A 16401-nucleotide genomic window follows, 5' to 3' on the forward strand; every position below is an offset into this window, starting at 1 on the left:
GTCGCGCTCAGGCCCGGGCCGGGCCGGAGTGGAGGTCAGGCGATCGTCGCCAGGTCAGGGTCGGCCCCGACGACCGAGACCTCGGTCGAGCGGATCCACCGCCGCACGCGGCCGTCGTCGCCGATCAGGATGCCCGTGCGGGTGCCCGCATCCTGGATCCAGGCCAGCTCGTCCATTCCCGCAACGACCGCGCTGGTCGCCCACACATCGGCCGCGGCGAGGCCGTCGGCGATCACGCTGGCGCTCGCGACGCCGCGCGCCGGCGCCCCCGACCGCGGGTCGACGATGTGCGCCCCGCGCTCGGCGAGCCCCGACGTGGCGACGGCGCCGTCGACCACGTCGACCGTCGCGAGCACGACGCCCGGGCGGGTCGGATCGGCGATGCCGACGCGCCACACCCAGTCCGCGCCCGGCGCCGTGAACAGCTGGAGGTCACCCCCGGCGTTGATCCCCACCGCCACGACGTCGTCGTCCGCGAGCAGCGGCGCAAGGTGCGCACGCGCCGCCGACTCGACAGCCCAGCCCTTCACAAAGCCCGTGGGGTCGAACCATCCCCGCCAGTCGGCGCTGAACCGTCCCGCCGTCGCCGCTTCCCACGCGGTGCACGCGGCGGCGACCTCCGCGACGCGCGGGTCCAGTGACGCGACGGCGCACTCGCCCCGCCGGAGCCGGGAGATGTCGGAGTCAGCCCGGTAGGTCGAGAAGACGCGGTCCACCTCGCGAAGGGCGGCGAAAGCCGCCGCAGCCTCCGTCGCGCCCCGTTCCGGTGCGCCGGTGCGGGTGACGGCGTGGATGCTGACGACCGTGCCCATGATCTGCTCGGTCCAGACCTGTCGGTGCGGGCGGACGGCGATGACGGGGCTCATGACTGTGCCTGGTCGATCGCGCTCTGCAGCGACTGGAGGTAGCCTTCGCTCGTGTAGGTCGCTCCCGACACCATGTGGATGTCGGCGCTCTGCGCATCGAGCGTCTCCGACACCAGCTGCGGGATGGCCCGTTCGTTGATCTGGCGGTCGCGGGAGTTGGTGTCCGGGTACTGGACGACGTCGACGGCGGAGATCGCGCCGCCGGACACCGTGAGGGAGACCTGCACCGGACCGAAGCGCGTGCGCACGGATTGCCCCGCGTAGGTGCCGTCGACGAGACCCGAACCGCGCGTCGTTCCGCTCGTGCCGCCGGTGCCCTGATCGGTCGGCGTGGGTGTCGATTCGGCGGCCGGGGCGGCGACGTCCGCCGGGACCGGGCTGATCTCCTCGCCCAGGGAGGTGCGATAGCTGAACAACAGCACGAGCCCGCTCAGGGTGGCGAGGATGCTGTAGATGATCTTCTTCATGATTCCTCCGAGGAACGTGACACGGCCCGCTACCGCGCGAACGCTTCCGCGTGGATGCGGCTGGGGGCGAACCCCGCAGCGTGGAGGTCGCGGCGGAGCGCATCCATCCACGGGCCCGGTCCGCAGAGGAACACGTCGTACTCCGCCGGGCGGGGCGCGAGGTGGCGGAGCAGGTCGGAGCCGCGCCACGCGGCGTGGCTCGCCGGCACCCAGGTCGACCCGGTCGCGGCGCGCGGGCCGTTGAGCGCGTAGTGGGTGACCCCCCGGGTGGAGACGAGACGCGCGATCGGGCCCCGCAGCAGGGCGTCTTCCTCCACGTGTTCGCGCACCACGAGGGTCGCGGCGCCGGGCGCGTATGCCTCGCCCTCCAGCAGGGAGACGAGGGGGGCGACTCCCGCGCCGGCGCCGATCATCAGGAGCTTCGTTCCGGCGCGCACCTCCCCGGTCATGACGCCGTACGGTCCTTCGAACACGACGCGGGTCCCGGGATTCAGGCCGGCCAGGCGTCGCGTGCCGTCGCCGACGATGCGCGCCGAGATGGTCAGGGCGTCGCCGGTCGGCGCCGCCGCGAGGGAGAACGGGTGTCCCCGCATCCACCCGGCGCCATCGAGGAACCGCCACACGAAGAACTGGCCCGGTCGGGCGCGCAGGGCGGCCAGTCCGCGCCCCCGCAGCCGCACGGTCACCCCGCGGTCGCCGTCCGGCTCGACGGACGCGACCCGCACGTCGTGCCGCAGCGACCGGACGACCGGCACGCCGACGCGGAACACGACGACGCCGGCGGCGGCGACCGCCCAGAGCGTCCACCAGTAGATCGTGGCGAGGGGGGATGCGAGGAAGTCCGCGCCCGTCCAGAGCATGTGCGGGACGGCGAGGCCGACACCGAGATAGCCGTAGAGGTGGAGGAGATGCCAGCTCTCGTACCGGAGCCGTCGGCGGGCGCGGCGGATGGAGCTCGCCACGACGAGCACCAGGAGGAGCGTGCCCGCGGTGGCCAGCAGCATCCCCGGGTAGTCCCAGACGAATTGCCAGAGCTGGGTGAACACGTCGATGCCCGCCTGCGCGGCATAGCCGGCCACGAGCAGGGCGATGTGGACGAGGAGGAGCGAGAACGACCAGAACCCGACGAGGCGGTGCATCCGGGTGATGCCGTCCCGTCCGAATCCGCGTTCGAAGAGCGGCACCCGTGCCATGAGGAGCACCTGGTAGAGGAGGAGGTTCGCCGAGACGAGGCCGGTGAGGCGGCCGAGCGTGGTCAGTGCCTCCGCTCCGCCCCCGACGATCGCCTGCACGCCGGCGCCCGCCACCCACAGCGCCACGACGACGAGGCTCGTCACCCAGATGACGGTGACCGCGGCGGCGTTCCACGCCGCGCGGCTCCATCGGCGCCGGAGGACAGGTGCCGTGGCGGCGGAGGCTCTGCCGATCGTCGTCGGGAAGGTGGCTGTCATGCGCTCATGGTCGGCGCGGGAGCTATGACGGTGCCCAGAATGACGCATGAGCGCGCCGCGTCATAGCCGATTCATCGGCGGCTCAGGGAATCACACCCGGGGCGAAGTGCCTGCCACGCCGTCGACCGCCCCGATCAGCTCCTCGCGGAGCGGCTCGGCGCGTTCGGCGAAGGCCCTCTGGTGGGCGACGTACACCGCCTTCCCGTCGGCCGATTCGATGGCCACGGGCGCGTAGCCCCACTCGGTCAGGTCGTACGGGGAGGCACGCATGTCGAGCTCACGGATATCGCGTGCCAGCTCGAAGCAGTCCAGCAGCAGACGGCCCGGGACCAGCGGACCGAGCTTGACCGCCCACTTGTACAGGTCCATATTCGCGTGCAGGCAGCCCGGCTGCTCCGTCGCCGGCTGCTGCTCGCGGTCGAGCGGCCGCCGGTTCCGCGGCACGGCTTCGGGCGTGAAGAAGCGGAAGGCGTCGAAGTGCGTGCAGCCCAGCTGATGCGCCTCCACGACGGCGTCCGTGTCGGCCTGTCCCAGGCGCAGCGGCGCCGGATGCCGGTGCGCGGACTGACGGTAGACCATCGCCCACTCGTGCAGCCCGAAGCATCCGAACTGTGCTCGCCGTGAGCGCGTGCCCCGCAGGATGCGACCCACGCCCGTGAGGAGGAGGCTCTTCTCCCGAGCGAAAGTCTCGTGGTCGACGATCGCATGCCGGCCTTCGACGCGATACCAGCGCCAGGCGGCGCGGGCCTCGCCGGCATCCTCCAGGAGCACCCCGGCGCCGGGGTGCCAGCGTCGCAGCAGTGCGGGCTTGTAGCTGTAGTAGGTGAAGAGGAAGTCGTCGACGGGGTGCGTCTGGCCGACCGCCGCCCGCGCCCGCCGGCCCGCCGTCAACGCGTCGGCACGCGCCGCGTGCCCGCGCGCCAGCGCCGCCCACTCGGGAGCGGCGAGCGCGGTGGCGACGTCATTCACGCCACGAGGATACGCGTGCGGCCCCGGTGAGCCGCGATCGCTGCACCTCAGTCCATCCCGACGGCCATGTCGGTGAAGCGGGAGAAGTGACCCTGGAACGCGACCGTGATCGTGTCCGTCGGGCCGTTGCGGTGCTTGGCGACGATCAGGTCGGCCTCGCCGGCGCGCGGGCTGTCCCGCTCGTACGCGGCCTCGCGGTGCAGGAGCACGACCATGTCGGCATCCTGCTCGATCGAGCCCGATTCACGCAGGTCGGAGAGCGCCGGCTTCTTGTCGGCGCGCTGCTCGGGACCACGGTTCAGCTGCGACAGTGCGATGACCGGCACCTGCAGCTCCTTCGCGAGGAGCTTGAGGGCACGGGAGAACTCCGAGACCTCCTGCTGGCGCGACTCGACGCGCTTGCCGCTCGTCATGAGCTGGAGGTAGTCGATGACGACCATCTTCAGGCCCACGCGCTGCTTGAGGCGACGGCACTTGGCGCGGATCTCGACGAGCGTCATGTTCGGGCTGTCGTCGATGTAGAGGGGCGCGTCGTTGATGCGGCCGCGCGTCGCGGCGATCGTCGTCCAGTCCCGCGAGTCGAGCGTGCCCTTGCGCATGCTCTGCAGCGGCACGGCGCCCTCGGCACTCATGAGACGCATCGCGATCTCGCTCTTGCCCATTTCGAGCGAGAAGAAGATCGTCGGGTAGTTGTGCTTGATGGCCGCGGCGCGGGCGAAATCGAGCGCGAGCGTCGACTTACCCATGGCGGGACGCGCGGCGATGATGATCATCTGGCCGGGGTGCAGGCCGTTGGTGAGCTGGTCGAGACCACTGAAGCCGGTCGGGATGCCGGTCATCTGACCGTCGCGACCGCGGGCGGCCTCGATCTCCTCGATGGCGACGCCGACGGCGACCTCGAGCGGGACGTAGTCCTCGGCGGCTTCGGTGCCGGTGACGGAGTAGATCTCCGCCTGTGCGTTGTTGACGAGGTCGAGCGCCTCGCCCTGGCCGTTGTAGCCCATCTGGACGATGCGGGTGCCGGCCTCGACAAGGCGGCGCAGCAAGGCGCGCTCGTTGACGATCGACGCGTAGTAGCCGGCGTTCGCGGCCGTCGGCACGATCGAGGTCAGGGAGTGCAGGTAGTCCGCGCCGCCGGCCCGCTGCAGCTCGCCGCTCTTGATGAGCTCGTCGGTGACCGCCACGACGTCGGTGGGCTCACCGTGCGAGTAGAGCGTGAGGATCGCTTCGAAGATCAGCTCGTGCTTCGGAACGTAGAAATCGGTGCCGCGGAGGGTCTCGATGACGTCGGCGACGGCATCCTTCGACAGGAGCATGCCGCCCAACGCGCTCTGCTCGGCGAGCAGGTCGTGCGGGGGCGTCCGCTCGTGTTCACGGGGCGCGCCGAGACGTTCCTGCGAGATGTCCGCAATAGACATACGGCACCTTTCTGCACGCATTGTCGGGCCCTCGGGGGCGGGCCACACGCAACGTTAGGGATGGGGTCCGACCCCCGCAAACCTGCCTGTGGATAACTGTGTGGAGAACGTGCGAGAAACGCCGCACCGCCTGTGCACAACGCCTGTGGAAAACGCCCGGGATACGCGAACGTCGCGACTTTTATATCGCCTCTGACCAGGCATTCGCTATTCCACACCCTGTGGAGTGGGAATGTGATTGAAGTGTCGCTTGAAGGTTGTCCTCGCCGTGGACAGCTGGGGATGGATCCGCGTTTGTCAAGTCGGGATTCCGCTTCCGCTCTGGACACATCGGACGGCCGCCCGGTAACGTCACCACACTGGCATCCCAGAGCGCGCAACCCCCCGGTGCGTGCCGGACTTTCGTCACGGGAGGTGGATGTGGAAGTCGTCGACGGGCACGGGTCGCGCCTCGCGCGCGCCATCGCGACGGGGTTCGGGTCGGCCTTTGCGCTTCTCGTTCTCTCCCTCCTGTTCGGCCCCTCCATCGCGCACGCGGACGACGACGACGAGCGGCCGGGCATCATCGCGACCGTGACGTCCACGCTGCGGGACGCTGTCGTCGAGCCGGTCATCCAGCCCGTGACGAGCGTGGTCTCCGAGCACGTCCTGGCACCCGTCGTCCGACCGGTCGCCGAGGCGGTCCAGCCGGTGGTCGGTCCCGCGATCGACGCTGTCGTGAAGCCGGTGTCGGAGACTGTCGTCCACCCGGTCGTGGAGCAGGTCGTCGCCCCGGTCGTCGCCCCCATCGCACCGCTGGTCGCCCCGCTCGTGGATGCCGCAGTGACCCCCGTCGCGGGCGCGCTCGACCCCGCACTCACGCCGGTGACGGACGCGCTGGCACCCGTGCTGGACGTCGTGCGCCCCGCCGTGGATGCGGTCGTCGTGCCGCCTCTCGTGGGCGACGCGCCGACCTTCCCACCGCCTGCCCACCCCGTGACCGTCGGAAGCGGGACGACCGTCCCACCGTCCGCGCCGAGCATGGACGACTCGTCGCCGAGCGCCGGCTCTCTGTGGTCCGCCGCGCTCACGTCCTTGCTGGTCGTCGCGGATCATGTCGCCGCGCCGATGGCCGTCGTCGCCGACGCGGTCGCCCCGCTCGCATCGGCCGTCCTGCCGGGCGGGAGCGGCTTCCTCCCCGTCGGCTCCTCCGCCACCGCGGGCTCAGCCGGCATGGGTCCCGCCACGGGCGCCCTGCTCGCACTCGTCCTCTTCGCCGCGCACCATGCCTGGACGCGGCGTCACGGCGCGACGGACAGCCGTGTCCCCGCGTCGCCCGTCTATCCCGCCGACGTCTCTCCCGACTGACGTTCACCGCGCCGCCGTCTCGGCGGAACGCATCCGGCGTGCACCCGCACGCCGTGACGAACGTCAGATCAAGGAGACAGAACCATGAACATCAACGTCACGCGCGCCCTGTGGGGCACGCTGCTGGCCGGGGGCCTCACGGTCTTCGGCGCGACCGTCGCGCAGGCGGCGGAGACATCCGGGGAAGACGGGCTCCTCTCCGGAACCCAGGCCCTCCTCTCGGTCGAAGCACCGGTCACGGTGTCCGGGGCGACCGTCTCGCTGCTCGGCGATGCCTCGAGCACGAGCGGCGGCGCCGCGCCCGCGGCCGCGTCGGCACCCGCCGAGGCTACGACCAGCGGCACCGGCGGCATCGCATCCGGAACGCAGGCGCTCATCTCGGTCAGCGTCCCCGTCGACATCCACGGCATCTCTGTGTCCGGCATCGGCGACGCCGAGTCGGCCGCCCCGATGCAGGGAACACCGACGGGCGCGGCCGAATCGACAGCGACCGCGCCGGTGGCCACGACAGACGGTGCGGATGCCGTCGCTTCGGGCACGCAGGCCGTCGCGCCGGTGTCGGTGCCGGTCACCGTGGACGGCGTCGCGATCTCGCTCATCGGGGACAGTGCGGCCGGGGGTGGCGCGACGACTCCGACGGGTGCGTCGGCTGGCGGCACCGCCCCGAGCGGCTCGACCACCGGGGACGGCGGCATCGCGAGCGGCACGCAGGTGATCGCGCCGATCCAGGTGCCGGTCGACCTCAGCGGCCTCGCCGTCTCGGTCATCGGGGACAGCACCGCCGCAGGTGGTGACGGCCCGGCGGCCACGCCGGCGGCCGCCCCGCCCGCGAGCGGCCTGCCGACCACCTCGGGTGCCGATGGCGTCCTCGGGGGCACGCAGCTGGTGCTTCCGGTGACGGCTCCCATCGCGCTCGGCGGGACGGCGATCTCCGTCATCGGGGATGCCGCATCGACCGCGCCCGGCGCGGTCAGCCCGGGCACCGGACCGGGTACCGATCCGGGCAGCAACCCCGGAACCGACCCCGGCTCCGTTCCCGGAACCGCCCCGGCGACCCTGCCGGATCGCGCACCGATCGCACAGTCGGCCGGCGAGACCGTCGTCGGCCGCGCCGCGGCATCCGGAGCTGTGGCAGCGGTGCTGGCGCAGACCGGCGGCACGGCGATGGCGCTCCTGCCGATGGTGGGCGTGCTGCTGACTGCGGCGGGATCAGCGCTCCTCGCGCGCCGACGCATCGCCTGACAGACCGGCTCGGCGGGCGGTGTCGCGGAACCCCCCCGGTCCGCGGCATCCGCCCGTCGAGTCACCCCGTGATCTCGGCGACCTCGACCTTGCGGTTCTCGACGAGCGAGAGGCTGAGCGCATCGGCGGTGGCGATGGCGGCACGCGCGGCGGTGCCGTCGGTGAGCGCGGCGAATTCCGGTTCGGGTGCGGCGCCCTGCAGGAGGCCGTGGAAGTAGGCGGTCTCCTCCTCGACGATGCCGGTGAGCCACAGGGGCGGGACGGTCGTCGGGTTCCCGTAGCCGATCGCGCCGGACGTCTCGCTGTGCGCGTAGGTCGCCGTGCGCTGCGCGTCCTCCTCCGCGGTGCGATGCAGGAGGTGCTTCTCCACGCGGTCGCCGATGCGGACGGTCACGCCGGTCTGCTGCATGTCGATCATGACGGCGCCCCGCGTGCCCTGGATGAGGAGGTGGTGCTCGGGCCAGCGGAACGCCGAGCCGTACTCGAGCGTGGCGAACGTGTCGTCGCCGAACTCGAGCGTGATGAGGAGCATGTCGTCCTCATCGCCGAACTGCTCGCCGCGGTGCGCGACGTTGCCGCCCACCATCGTGACGGTCGTGGCCGGTCCCATGATGAACTGCACGACGTCGAGCTCGTGGATGTGGTGGTAGAGGTGCCCGCCGGAGAGGGCGCGCTGCTTCTTCCACGAGATGGACGGCTGCGGCTCCTCCCAGCCGGTGCGCACCGCGCGGCAGTACAACACCTTGCCGAGGGTCCCGTCCGCGATGAGGCGCTTGGCGAGCCGCACGCCGTTCATGAAGTTCATCACGTGGCCAGCCATGAACAGCACACCCGCCTCGGCGGCGGCATCCACCATCGCGCTGCAGTCCGCGTAGCTCAGGGCGATCGGCTTCTCCGAGAAAACCGGCTTGCCGGCCTGCGCGGCGAGGACGGCGGCCTCGCGGTGCGCCCAGTTCGGCGACGCCACGATCACGGCGTCGACGTCGGGGCTCGCGCAGAGTTCGTCGACGGATGCCGTGGCGACCGCCCCGAACTCCTCGACTGCGGCGGCGGCGTGCTCGGGGTCGTACACCCGCGTGATGCGTGCGCCCTCCAGGCGCCCCAGTCCCCGCCCGAGGGCCATGCCGAAGTACCCGGCCCCGACGAGGCCGTAGCGCACCTCCGCGGTGCGGGAAGCGGTGCCGTAAGCGGGGCCGTAGGACTGCGCGCGGATGTCGTCCATACCGAAGACATTAGACATCAGATGTCTTCCGCGCGAATCCACCACCGCACACGAAGAAGCCCCGGACCGCTCGGGTCCGGGGCTTCTCTCGTCGACGCCTTACTTGGCGGCGACCACCTGCAGCTTGATCACCGCGGTGAGGTCGTCACGGAGGCGAACGGTCGCCTCGTGCTCGCCCACGGCCTTGATCGGGGAGGTGATGTGGATCTTGCGCTTGTCGAGGTCACCGAGGCCGGCGGCCTTGACGGCGTCTGCGACGTCGCCGGTCTTCACCGAGCCGAACAGACGGCCTTCCTTGCCGGCCGTGACGGCCAGCTTGACGGTGGCAGCCTCGAGGGCGTCCTTGAGCGCCACGGCCTCTTCGTGGTCGTGGATCGCGCGCGACTCGCGGGCGGCGCGGATGGACGCCACCTGCTTCTCGCCACCGCGGCTCCAGGCCACTGCGAAGCCCTGGGGGATGAGGTAGTTGCGGGCGTACCCGTTCTTGACCTCGATGACGTCGCCGGCGCTTCCGAGCCCGGCAACCTCGTTCGTGAGAATCAGCTTTGCCATGTCGTTACCCCTCAGCGGCCAGCGCCGGCGTAGGGCAGGAGCGCCATTTCGCGCGCGTTCTTGATCGCCTTGGCGATCAGACGCTGCTCCTGAACCGAGACACCGGTGATACGACGGGCGCGGATCTTCCCGCGCTCCGAGATGAACTTGCGAAGTGTTGCGACGTCCTTGTAGTCGATGACGCCGACGCGGATCGCCTTCGCGGGAGCGGCGTTCTTGGCGCCCTTCCGCGGCTTACGGCGATCGCCGGTAGCCTTTCCAGCCATGTTTCTTCCTTACGAGTGTGATCGGATGCCGGTGGCATCCGGAATCTGAATCAGAACGGGGTGTCGTCGCCGTACGACGTGCCGGGGGCGCTCCAGGCATCCGGGGCAGCCGAGCCGGGCGTGGACCACGGCTCGTCCTGCTGGACCTGGGGACGCGCCTGGCCGCCGCCGAAGCTGCCGCCACCGCCGCTCCCGCTGCCGCCGGAGGCGGCGCGGGTGACCTGAGCCGTCGCGTACCGCAGCGAGGGGCCGATCTCGTCGACCTCCAGCTCGATCGACGTCCGGTTGTTGCCTTCGCGGTCCTGGTAGGAACGCTGCTTCAGGCGACCGGTCGCGATCACGCGGGAACCCTTCGTGAGCGAACCCGCCACGTGCTCGGCGAACTCGCGCCACACCGACGCGCGGAGGAACAGCGCTTCGCCGTCCTTCCACTCGTTGGCCTGGCGGTCGAAGGTGCGCGGAGTCGACGCGATCGTGAAGTTCGCGACGGGCAGGCCGTTCTGCGTGTAGCGCAGCTCGGGGTCTGCCGTGAGGTTGCCCACGACGGTGATGACGGTCTCGCCGGCCATCGTCGTTACGCCTTCGCTGCCTTGCGGGCGGCCTTGGCGTCGGAGCGCTCCTTCTCGGCAGCGACCATGGCCATGGCCTCTTCGGCGCGGAGGACCTTGGTGCGCATGATCTGCTCGTTCAGCTTCAGCTGACGGTCGAGCTCCTGCGTGGCCTCGCTCGTGGCGGTGAAGTTGACGACGGCGTAGATGCCCTCGCTCTTCTTCTGGATCTCGTACGCCAGGCGGCGACGGCCCCAGATGTCGATGTTGTCGATGCTGCCGCCCTCGTTGGTGATGACCTTGAGGAACTTGTCGAGGTTGGTGCCAACCTGACGCTCATCGATTTCGGGGTCGAGGATGACCATGAGCTCGTACTGATGCGTGTGCGTCACTAACCCACCTCCTTCGGACTAGAACGGCTGACGGGCATTTCCCGGCAGCAGGAGGGTGTGTGCACGTGTCACGGGCTTCTTCGGACTGGGCCGATGCCGGACAACCTCCACAGTCTAGCGGATGCCCGGTCAGCGGCCCAATCAGTTCTGTCGCGCCCGCTTCGGCGCCTCGAGGCCGGAGAGCACGCCGTCCAGGCCGGCGAGACCGGGGGCGGCGGCGAACGCGGCGGCCAGGGCCTGCGCGCGCTCGGCATAGCCGCGCTCGTCGAGGACGCTCCGCACGGCCGTCCGGACCGCGGCGGGGGTGGGCCGGTTCGTCCGGAGGTTGATCCCGGCTCCCGACCACCCGACGCGGGCGCTGACCTCCACCTTGTCCTCGGTCTGCCCGGCGACCACGAGCGGGATGCCGTGACCGAGCGCCTGCTGCACTCCGCCGTAGCCGCCGTTGGTGACCATCGCATCCACGCGCGGAAGGAGGTCGGCGTACGGCAGGTAGCTCGCGGCACGCGCATTGGCCGGCAGTGGGCCGAGCGCGGCGACATCCCGCCCGCCGGTGCTGACGACGACCGTCACGTCCTCATCGGCGAGCGCCTGCAGCGTCGGAGCGACGAGCTGCGTGAGGTCGTCGTTGGCGATCGTGCCCTGCGTGACGTGGACCACCGGTCGTGTGCCGTCGAGGTCGGCCCACCAGTCCGGCAGCGCGACCTCGCCCGCGGTGGGCGGCAGCGGGCCGACGAAGTGCACGGATGCCGGGAGGTCGCTCCGCGGGTACTCGAAGGCCGGCACGGTGAACTGCACGACCGCGTCCGCGCCGCCGGCCCAGTCCAGGAAGAAGCGCGACAGCGGAGCGCCGACGGCCTCGCGGGCGACCTCGTCCGCGACACGGGTGACAGGTCCGAAGACGATCTTCTCCGCGACGACGGTCAGCGCCGCGTTGCGGAGCCGCCCGGCGACACCGGGACGCGGGGTGACCCCGAGGCCGAACGGTGCGGTGTCCCGGCTCTTGACCCCGAGCGGGAAGATCCCGAGCGCCACGACCGGCGGACGCTCGGTGCGCGGCAGTTCGTTCAGCAGGGCGGCGCCGACGAAGAGCGGCTCGGTGAGGACGGCGTCCGTCGGCGCCTCGGCGAGCGCCTCCCGCAGAGCGGCGTACTGCGCCGGCCCGGGCCGGAGGAAGAGATGCGTCATGTCGAAGCGCAGCGCCGCAGGGCCGCGCAGTCCGCGGCGCTGCGGGAACGCGGCATCCGGCTCGTCGAGGTCGACGTCGGCGGCGGGCGGCAGCGGCAGGAACTCCACGTCTGCGGCGCGCACGCGGTCGGCGTAGCGATCGCTCGTCAGCATCCGCACGCGGTGGCCCTGTTCCCGCAGGTGGCGGGCGATCGTCAGCAGCGGAGCGACGTGGCCGTGCGCGGGCGTGCAGGTGAGGAGGTACGTGGACATGACGGCATCCTTCGTCTAAGTTTGATTTGCCTGTCAGAGTATTCACTACACCCACGAGGTAGTCAATAGTGGTTCCCGAAGAATCCCCCCGCGCCTATCGATCCGACCTGCGCACCGCGCAGGCGGCCCAGACCCGCACGCGCATCGTCGCCGCGGCCGCCGAGCTCTTCGCGACGCAGGGCTACCAGGCGACGACCCTCGCGGCGATCGGCCGGGCCGCGGGGGTGTCGGTGGAGACCGTCAAGGCCGCGGGATCGAAAGCCTCCCTGCTCGTGGCCGCGTTCGAGGTCGTCTTCGCCGGTGTCGAGTCGGCGCCCTCGCTGGCCGACACCGAGGTGGCGCGGGGCGTCTTCGCGCTTCCCGATGACGCCTTCGTGGACGCCGTCGTCGGTCAGATCGCCGGCGCCAATGAGCGCGGCTACGCCCTGTGGACGGTGCTGCTGGGCGCCTCGGCATCCGACCCGCTGGTCTCCACGGCGCTGGCGGAGATCCTGGAGCACCGGCGCGCCGACTACCGGATGTTGGTGGCGGAACTCGTGCGTCGCGGGATCGTCGCGCCGCCCGACGACGCCGACGCGCTCGCGGACGAGCTGTCGTTCCTCATGTCGCCCGAGGGCTGCCAGCAGCTCGTGGCGCAGTCCGGCTGGACACCGAAGCGGTACCGCGCCTGGATGTCGGAGAGCGTGCTCGGGTGGGCAGCGGTACGCGGCAGGTAGCGTGGCCGCATGGAGTGGACCTCGGCACTGCCCTTCGACGCCCGCCCGCTCGTGGAACCGGTCGACCGGAACGTCGTCCGCGCGTACGTGCAGCGACTGCGGGCCGATGGGCGGGCACCGAAGACGGCCCCGGCAGCCGTCGTCGTGGCGGTCGTGGTCGGCGTCGTGTTCCTCGTCATGTTCGCCAACATCGCCATCGGCATCCTCGGGTCGTTCTGGCAGCTCGCGCGTGACGGCGGCGGGAGCCCCGCCGGCATCATGTTCGCGGTCTTCCCGATCTTCTTCCTCGTCGTGATCGTCGGTCTCGTCGTCGTGGTCGCCGTGAAGCTGTTCCGCGGCGCGAGCGGGGAGCGCTGGTACCGGCTCGACCGGTTCGCGCAGGCGAACGGGATGACGTGGCACGCCGAATCGCCCGCCCCGCCGCTACCGGGCATGATCTTCGGGCTGGGGCACGGCCGTCGTGCGACGGACATCCTGCGCGGGAGTGAGCCGCGCTTCGTCGAGTTCGCGAACTACCGCTACACGACCGGGTCCGGCAAGAACCAGATGACGCATCAGTGGGGCTATGTCGCGGTCAAGCTGTCCACGCCGCTGCCGCACATCGTGCTGGATGCCCTCGGCAACAACGCGCTGTTCGGGTCGAACCTCCCCGCATCCTTCGACAGGGAGCAGCGCCTGAGCCTCGAGGGCGACTTCGACCGGTACTTCGCGCTGTACTGCCCGCGCGGCTATGAGAGCGACGCGCTGTACCTGTTCACGCCGGACATCATGGCGCGGTTCATCGACAACGCCGCGGCGCTCGACGTCGAGATCGTCGACGACTGGCTGTTCCTCTACGCCAAGCGGGACTTCTCCACGCTCGACCCGGCGACCTGGGCGTGGCTGTTCGCCGCCGTCGCAGCGCTGCTGGACAAATTCGCACAGTGGGAGCGCTGGCGCGACGCGCGCCTCGCCGACATCGCCGTCCCGACGGCACATCCCGCGGTCGCGGCGGGGCCCGCCCCGGCGCTTCCGTTCGCCGCCCCCACGGCGGCGCTGCGCCCGCCGCCAGGCGTCGCCCCGCAGGGCCGGCGGCTGACGCGCCGCGTGCCGTGGGGCACGATCGCCCTGTTCGGTGGGTTCGTGCTGTTCTGGCTCGTCCTGCAGTCCGGGTTCTTCGGCGGCATCCTGTCGGCGCTGTTCTCCCGCTGAGCGCGGGACGCATCGCGGCGGGCGGGCCGCCGGGCGGTCAGTCCACGGCGGACAGGGCGAGCGTCCGACCGCGGCGGCGGATGGGATCCTGATGGCGCGCCGGGGTCACCGTGATGTCACTGCTGTCGTCGGACCACGTGCCCGCCCCGCGGCGGCCGCGGATCCGGCGCGCGGCGAGGATCGCGCGGACCACCGGCGACCCGAGCGCCAGGGCGACAGCCCCCGCGACCGTACGATCCTCGGCGCCGAGCACGGCTTTGCGGTGCCACGCGGCGTGCAGTGCGCCGCCGCGCGGCGCCGGAACGTATCGCGCCGGCAGCTCCCCGCGCCGCCGCTGCGTCACGAGCTCCCCCACCCGCGCCCACCACGTCGAGGCGGCCGGGTCGTGGAAGTAGTTGTCGTCGAGCCACGCGGCGTGCGGATGCCGGAACCGGCGCGCCACGACGTCGTCGGCGTCGCCGAAGAGGCCGCTGCCGACGAACACGGTGTTCAGGTGCGCCTTGCTCACCCCGAACGCGTCCAGCGCGATGACCGGCACGCCCATCGCGATCGCCTCGACGGCGGCCGTCGAGCTCACCGTGACGAGGCCCTCCGCGCGGGAGAGCGCGACGGCCATCGGCTCGTGCGAGAAGACGAGGTTCTCCGGGCGGTCGCGGAGCAGCTCCTGGTACGCGGAGCGCTCCAGGTGGGTCTCCTGCTCGCCCCGCTCGGCGCGCGAGCGGAGCTTGACGACGACGCGGCGGGTGGGGTCGGCGAGCGCCGCACGCCGCAGGATGTCGGCGAGCGCCGCCCGGTCGGCCCGCTCGCGCGGAACGATCGCCTGCGCCGCGAACACGAGGTCGGTGCCGCGGCCGTCCGACGGCGCGCTGCGGGTGTACGGCAGCGTCGCCAGGCCCAGCTCGACGGACACCCCGAGGCGGCCGGTCAGTTCACGGAACGCGCGCAGCTCGCGGCGCGAATGCACGACGAGGAGATCGACGTGGCGACGGTAGAGCGCCGCGCCGCGCTGGGCGGGGATGGACATGCCGGGCAGGCCGGAGACGGTGACGGGGCGGACCGGCAGGCGGTCCACCTGGCGCAGCACGAGCCGGACGAACGGGCCGCGGCCGGCCACGACGATCACATCCGGGCGATCCGCCGCGAGCCACGGCGTCAGCGCGTCGTGATCGACCCGCGTCACGTCGCCCGCGCTCAGGCGGGTGCCGGCGAGCGCGGCCGCCTGCTGCTCTTCGCTCACGAGGAGGGGCGTCCGCACCAGGACGAGGTGCGGGTTGACATCCGGGATCGCGTCGATGAGCGCCGACGACCACTTCACGAACGAATCCGCGTCGGCGATCGCCACGACGCGCAGTCGCGGCCGGCGGTCCGCGGGGCCGCTCATGCCGGTATGCGGCGGAGCTTCGCCATCGGGGCGAACTCGCCGGGGTAGATGCGCTTGACCCCGTCGCCGAGGGCCGTCTCGATGACGCGGATGTCGCGGACGAGGTGCTCCAGGCCGCCCGGCTCGAGCGACGCGGCGTGATCGGAGCCCCACATCGTGCGGTCCAGCGTGATGTGACGCTCGACCGCGACGGCACCGAGCGCGACGGCGGCGAGGGAGATCTGGAGTCCGCGTTCGTGTCCCGAGTAGCCGACCGGGATGCCGGCGTAGCGGTCGCGGAGGGTCGCGATGACCTTCAGGTTCGCCTCCTCCGGCTCCATGGGGTACGTGGATGTGGTGTGCATGAGGACGACGCGATCGGTGCCGAGCACGCTGAGCGCACGGTCGATCTGCTCGATCGTCGACATGCCGGTGGACAGGATGACGGGCTTGCCCGTCGCCCGCAGCGCCTCCAGGAGTGCCGTGTCGGTGAGGCTCGCCGACGCCACCTTGTGCGCGACGACGCCGAGGCTCTCGAGGAAGTCGACACTCGGTACATCCCACGGCGAGGCGAACCAGTCCAGCCCCGACAGTGTCGCGTAGTCGCCGATCTCGACGTACTCGTCCAGGCCGAACTCGATGCGGTGCCGGTACTGCAGGTAGGTCATGGTTCCCCACGGCGTCTCGCGCAGGGTGTCGCGCATGTGCTCCGGGGTGGCGATGTCGGGCGTGCGCTTCTGGAACTTGACGGCATTCGCGCCGGCCCGTGCGGCGACGTCGATGAGCTGCTTGGCCAGTTCGACGTCGCCGTTGTGGTTCAGGCCGATCTCCGCGATGACGTAGACGGGGTGGCCGCCGCCCAGGACGTGGGACCCGATGCTGACGGGCATATCCGTCCTCCTCTCGCCGGTGGCTTCGCCTCCAGACTGATCGCGCGTCGTGAACTGCCCGTGA

17 protein-coding genes are annotated in these 16401 nt (G+C 71.3%); 4 read left to right on the top strand and 13 right to left on the bottom strand.

All coding sequences use genetic code 11. The annotated features are described in order from the left end of the window. Positions 1-35: 35 nt before the first annotated feature. From BR85_RS09945 to dnaB, 5 genes are all read right to left on the bottom strand, one after another. Positions 36-866 carry an FAD:protein FMN transferase gene (locus tag BR85_RS09945; protein ID WP_028496258.1) on the bottom strand — a complete coding sequence of 277 codons (831 nt, stop codon included), beginning with the start codon at positions 864-866 and terminating at the stop codon, positions 36-38. Further along, a complete protein-coding gene (locus BR85_RS09950; RefSeq protein ID WP_028496257.1) occupies positions 863-1333 on the bottom strand; it encodes an FMN-binding protein in 471 nt (156 codons plus the stop codon). The genes BR85_RS09945 and BR85_RS09950 overlap by 4 nt, the downstream gene beginning before the upstream one ends. A 29-nt stretch (positions 1334-1362) precedes the next feature. Further along, positions 1363-2784, bottom strand: a complete 1422-nt coding sequence (locus tag BR85_RS09955) for a ferredoxin reductase family protein (protein ID WP_028496256.1) — start codon at positions 2782-2784, stop codon at positions 1363-1365. Between the two features lie 90 nt (positions 2785-2874). Then, positions 2875-3753 carry a hypothetical protein gene (locus BR85_RS09960; RefSeq protein ID WP_028496255.1) on the bottom strand — a complete coding sequence of 293 codons (879 nt, stop codon included), beginning with the start codon at positions 3751-3753 and terminating at the stop codon, positions 2875-2877. A gap of 47 nt (positions 3754-3800) precedes the next feature. Then, complete coding sequence (gene dnaB, locus BR85_RS09965; RefSeq protein WP_028496254.1) at positions 3801-5171, bottom strand: replicative DNA helicase; 1371 nt, start codon at positions 5169-5171, stop codon at positions 3801-3803. A 414-nt stretch (positions 5172-5585) separates the two neighbouring features. On the opposite strand from dnaB, the gene BR85_RS09970 reads away from it, so the two are divergent. Further along, positions 5586-6518, top strand: coding sequence for a hypothetical protein (locus tag BR85_RS09970; RefSeq protein WP_036272656.1), 933 nt, complete (start codon positions 5586-5588; stop codon positions 6516-6518). Between the two features lie 84 nt (positions 6519-6602). Beyond that, on the top strand, positions 6603-7760 hold the full coding sequence (locus tag BR85_RS09975) for a chaplin family protein (protein WP_028496252.1): 1158 nt from the start codon (positions 6603-6605) through the stop codon (positions 7758-7760). Positions 7761-7821: 61 nt separating this feature from the next. Here BR85_RS09975 and BR85_RS09980 read toward each other — a convergent pair whose 3' ends face one another. From BR85_RS09980 to BR85_RS10005, 6 genes are all read right to left on the bottom strand, one after another. Further along, positions 7822-8982 carry a Gfo/Idh/MocA family protein gene (locus BR85_RS09980; RefSeq protein WP_081782736.1) on the bottom strand — a complete coding sequence of 387 codons (1161 nt, stop codon included), beginning with the start codon at positions 8980-8982 and terminating at the stop codon, positions 7822-7824. Positions 8983-9081: 99 nt separating this feature from the next. Continuing rightward, positions 9082-9534, bottom strand: coding sequence for a 50S ribosomal protein L9 (gene rplI, locus BR85_RS09985; RefSeq protein ID WP_028496250.1), 453 nt, complete (start codon positions 9532-9534; stop codon positions 9082-9084). Between the two features lie 11 nt (positions 9535-9545). Next, positions 9546-9800 (bottom strand): 30S ribosomal protein S18, encoded by a 255-nt coding sequence (rpsR, locus tag BR85_RS09990; protein WP_005054609.1) that lies wholly within the window; start codon positions 9798-9800, stop codon positions 9546-9548. 50 nt (positions 9801-9850) lie between these two features. Then, positions 9851-10369, bottom strand: coding sequence for a single-stranded DNA-binding protein (locus BR85_RS09995; RefSeq protein WP_028496249.1), 519 nt, complete (start codon positions 10367-10369; stop codon positions 9851-9853). A 5-nt stretch (positions 10370-10374) separates the two neighbouring features. Further along, a complete protein-coding gene (gene rpsF / locus BR85_RS10000; protein ID WP_036272727.1) occupies positions 10375-10713 on the bottom strand; it encodes a 30S ribosomal protein S6 in 339 nt (112 codons plus the stop codon). Between the two features lie 168 nt (positions 10714-10881). Further along, positions 10882-12180, bottom strand: a complete 1299-nt coding sequence (locus tag BR85_RS10005; RefSeq protein WP_028496247.1) for a glycosyltransferase — start codon at positions 12178-12180, stop codon at positions 10882-10884. A 68-nt stretch (positions 12181-12248) separates the two neighbouring features. On the opposite strand from BR85_RS10005, the gene BR85_RS10010 reads away from it, so the two are divergent. Together BR85_RS10010 and BR85_RS10015 are read left to right on the top strand one after the other, a co-directional pair. Next, on the top strand, positions 12249-12896 hold the full coding sequence (locus BR85_RS10010) for a TetR/AcrR family transcriptional regulator (RefSeq protein ID WP_036272651.1): 648 nt from the start codon (positions 12249-12251) through the stop codon (positions 12894-12896). A gap of 9 nt (positions 12897-12905) precedes the next feature. Then, positions 12906-14087: a hypothetical protein gene (locus BR85_RS10015; RefSeq protein ID WP_028496245.1), complete on the top strand. Its 1182-nt coding sequence runs from the start codon at positions 12906-12908 to the stop codon at positions 14085-14087. A 37-nt stretch (positions 14088-14124) separates the two neighbouring features. On the opposite strand, the gene BR85_RS10020 is transcribed toward BR85_RS10015, so the two are convergent. Then, entirely contained in the window at positions 14125-15468 is a 1344-nt protein-coding gene (locus BR85_RS10020) for a DUF6716 putative glycosyltransferase (RefSeq protein WP_051526258.1), read from the bottom strand. Continuing rightward, positions 15465-16337 (bottom strand): N-acetylneuraminate synthase family protein, encoded by an 873-nt coding sequence (locus BR85_RS10025; protein ID WP_028496244.1) that lies wholly within the window; start codon positions 16335-16337, stop codon positions 15465-15467. The genes BR85_RS10020 and BR85_RS10025 overlap by 4 nt, the downstream gene beginning before the upstream one ends. Positions 16338-16401: the final 64 nt, after the last annotated feature.

This window comes from Microbacterium sp. UNCCL10 (genome assembly GCF_000746195.1).
Taxonomy (GTDB): Bacteria; Actinomycetota; Actinomycetes; order Actinomycetales; family Microbacteriaceae; genus Microbacterium; species Microbacterium saccharophilum.

Excerpts from the sequence above, each read along its gene's own strand:
- BR85_RS09945 (WP_028496258.1), bottom strand. The coding sequence starts at position 866 with ATGAGCCCCGTCATCGCCGTCCGCCCGCACCGACAGGTCTGGACCGAG.
- BR85_RS09950 (WP_028496257.1), bottom strand. The coding sequence starts at position 1,333 with ATGAAGAAGATCATCTACAGCATCCTCGCCACCCTGAGCGGGCTCGTG.
- BR85_RS09955 (WP_028496256.1), bottom strand. The coding sequence starts at position 2,784 with ATGACAGCCACCTTCCCGACGACGATCGGCAGAGCCTCCGCCGCCACG.
- dnaB (WP_028496254.1), bottom strand. The coding sequence starts at position 5,171 with ATGTCTATTGCGGACATCTCGCAGGAACGTCTCGGCGCGCCCCGTGAA.
- BR85_RS09975 (WP_028496252.1), top strand. The coding sequence starts at position 6,603 with ATGAACATCAACGTCACGCGCGCCCTGTGGGGCACGCTGCTGGCCGGG.
- BR85_RS09980 (WP_081782736.1), bottom strand. The coding sequence starts at position 8,982 with ATGGACGACATCCGCGCGCAGTCCTACGGCCCCGCTTACGGCACCGCT.
- rplI (WP_028496250.1), bottom strand. The coding sequence starts at position 9,534 with ATGGCAAAGCTGATTCTCACGAACGAGGTTGCCGGGCTCGGAAGCGCC.
- rpsR (WP_005054609.1), bottom strand. The coding sequence starts at position 9,800 with ATGGCTGGAAAGGCTACCGGCGATCGCCGTAAGCCGCGGAAGGGCGCC.
- BR85_RS09995 (WP_028496249.1), bottom strand. The coding sequence starts at position 10,369 with ATGGCCGGCGAGACCGTCATCACCGTCGTGGGCAACCTCACGGCAGAC.
- rpsF (WP_036272727.1), bottom strand. The coding sequence starts at position 10,713 with ATGGTCATCCTCGACCCCGAAATCGATGAGCGTCAGGTTGGCACCAAC.
- BR85_RS10005 (WP_028496247.1), bottom strand. The coding sequence starts at position 12,180 with ATGTCCACGTACCTCCTCACCTGCACGCCCGCGCACGGCCACGTCGCT.
- BR85_RS10015 (WP_028496245.1), top strand. The coding sequence starts at position 12,906 with ATGGAGTGGACCTCGGCACTGCCCTTCGACGCCCGCCCGCTCGTGGAA.
- BR85_RS10020 (WP_051526258.1), bottom strand. The coding sequence starts at position 15,468 with ATGAGCGGCCCCGCGGACCGCCGGCCGCGACTGCGCGTCGTGGCGATC.
- BR85_RS10025 (WP_028496244.1), bottom strand. The coding sequence starts at position 16,337 with ATGCCCGTCAGCATCGGGTCCCACGTCCTGGGCGGCGGCCACCCCGTC.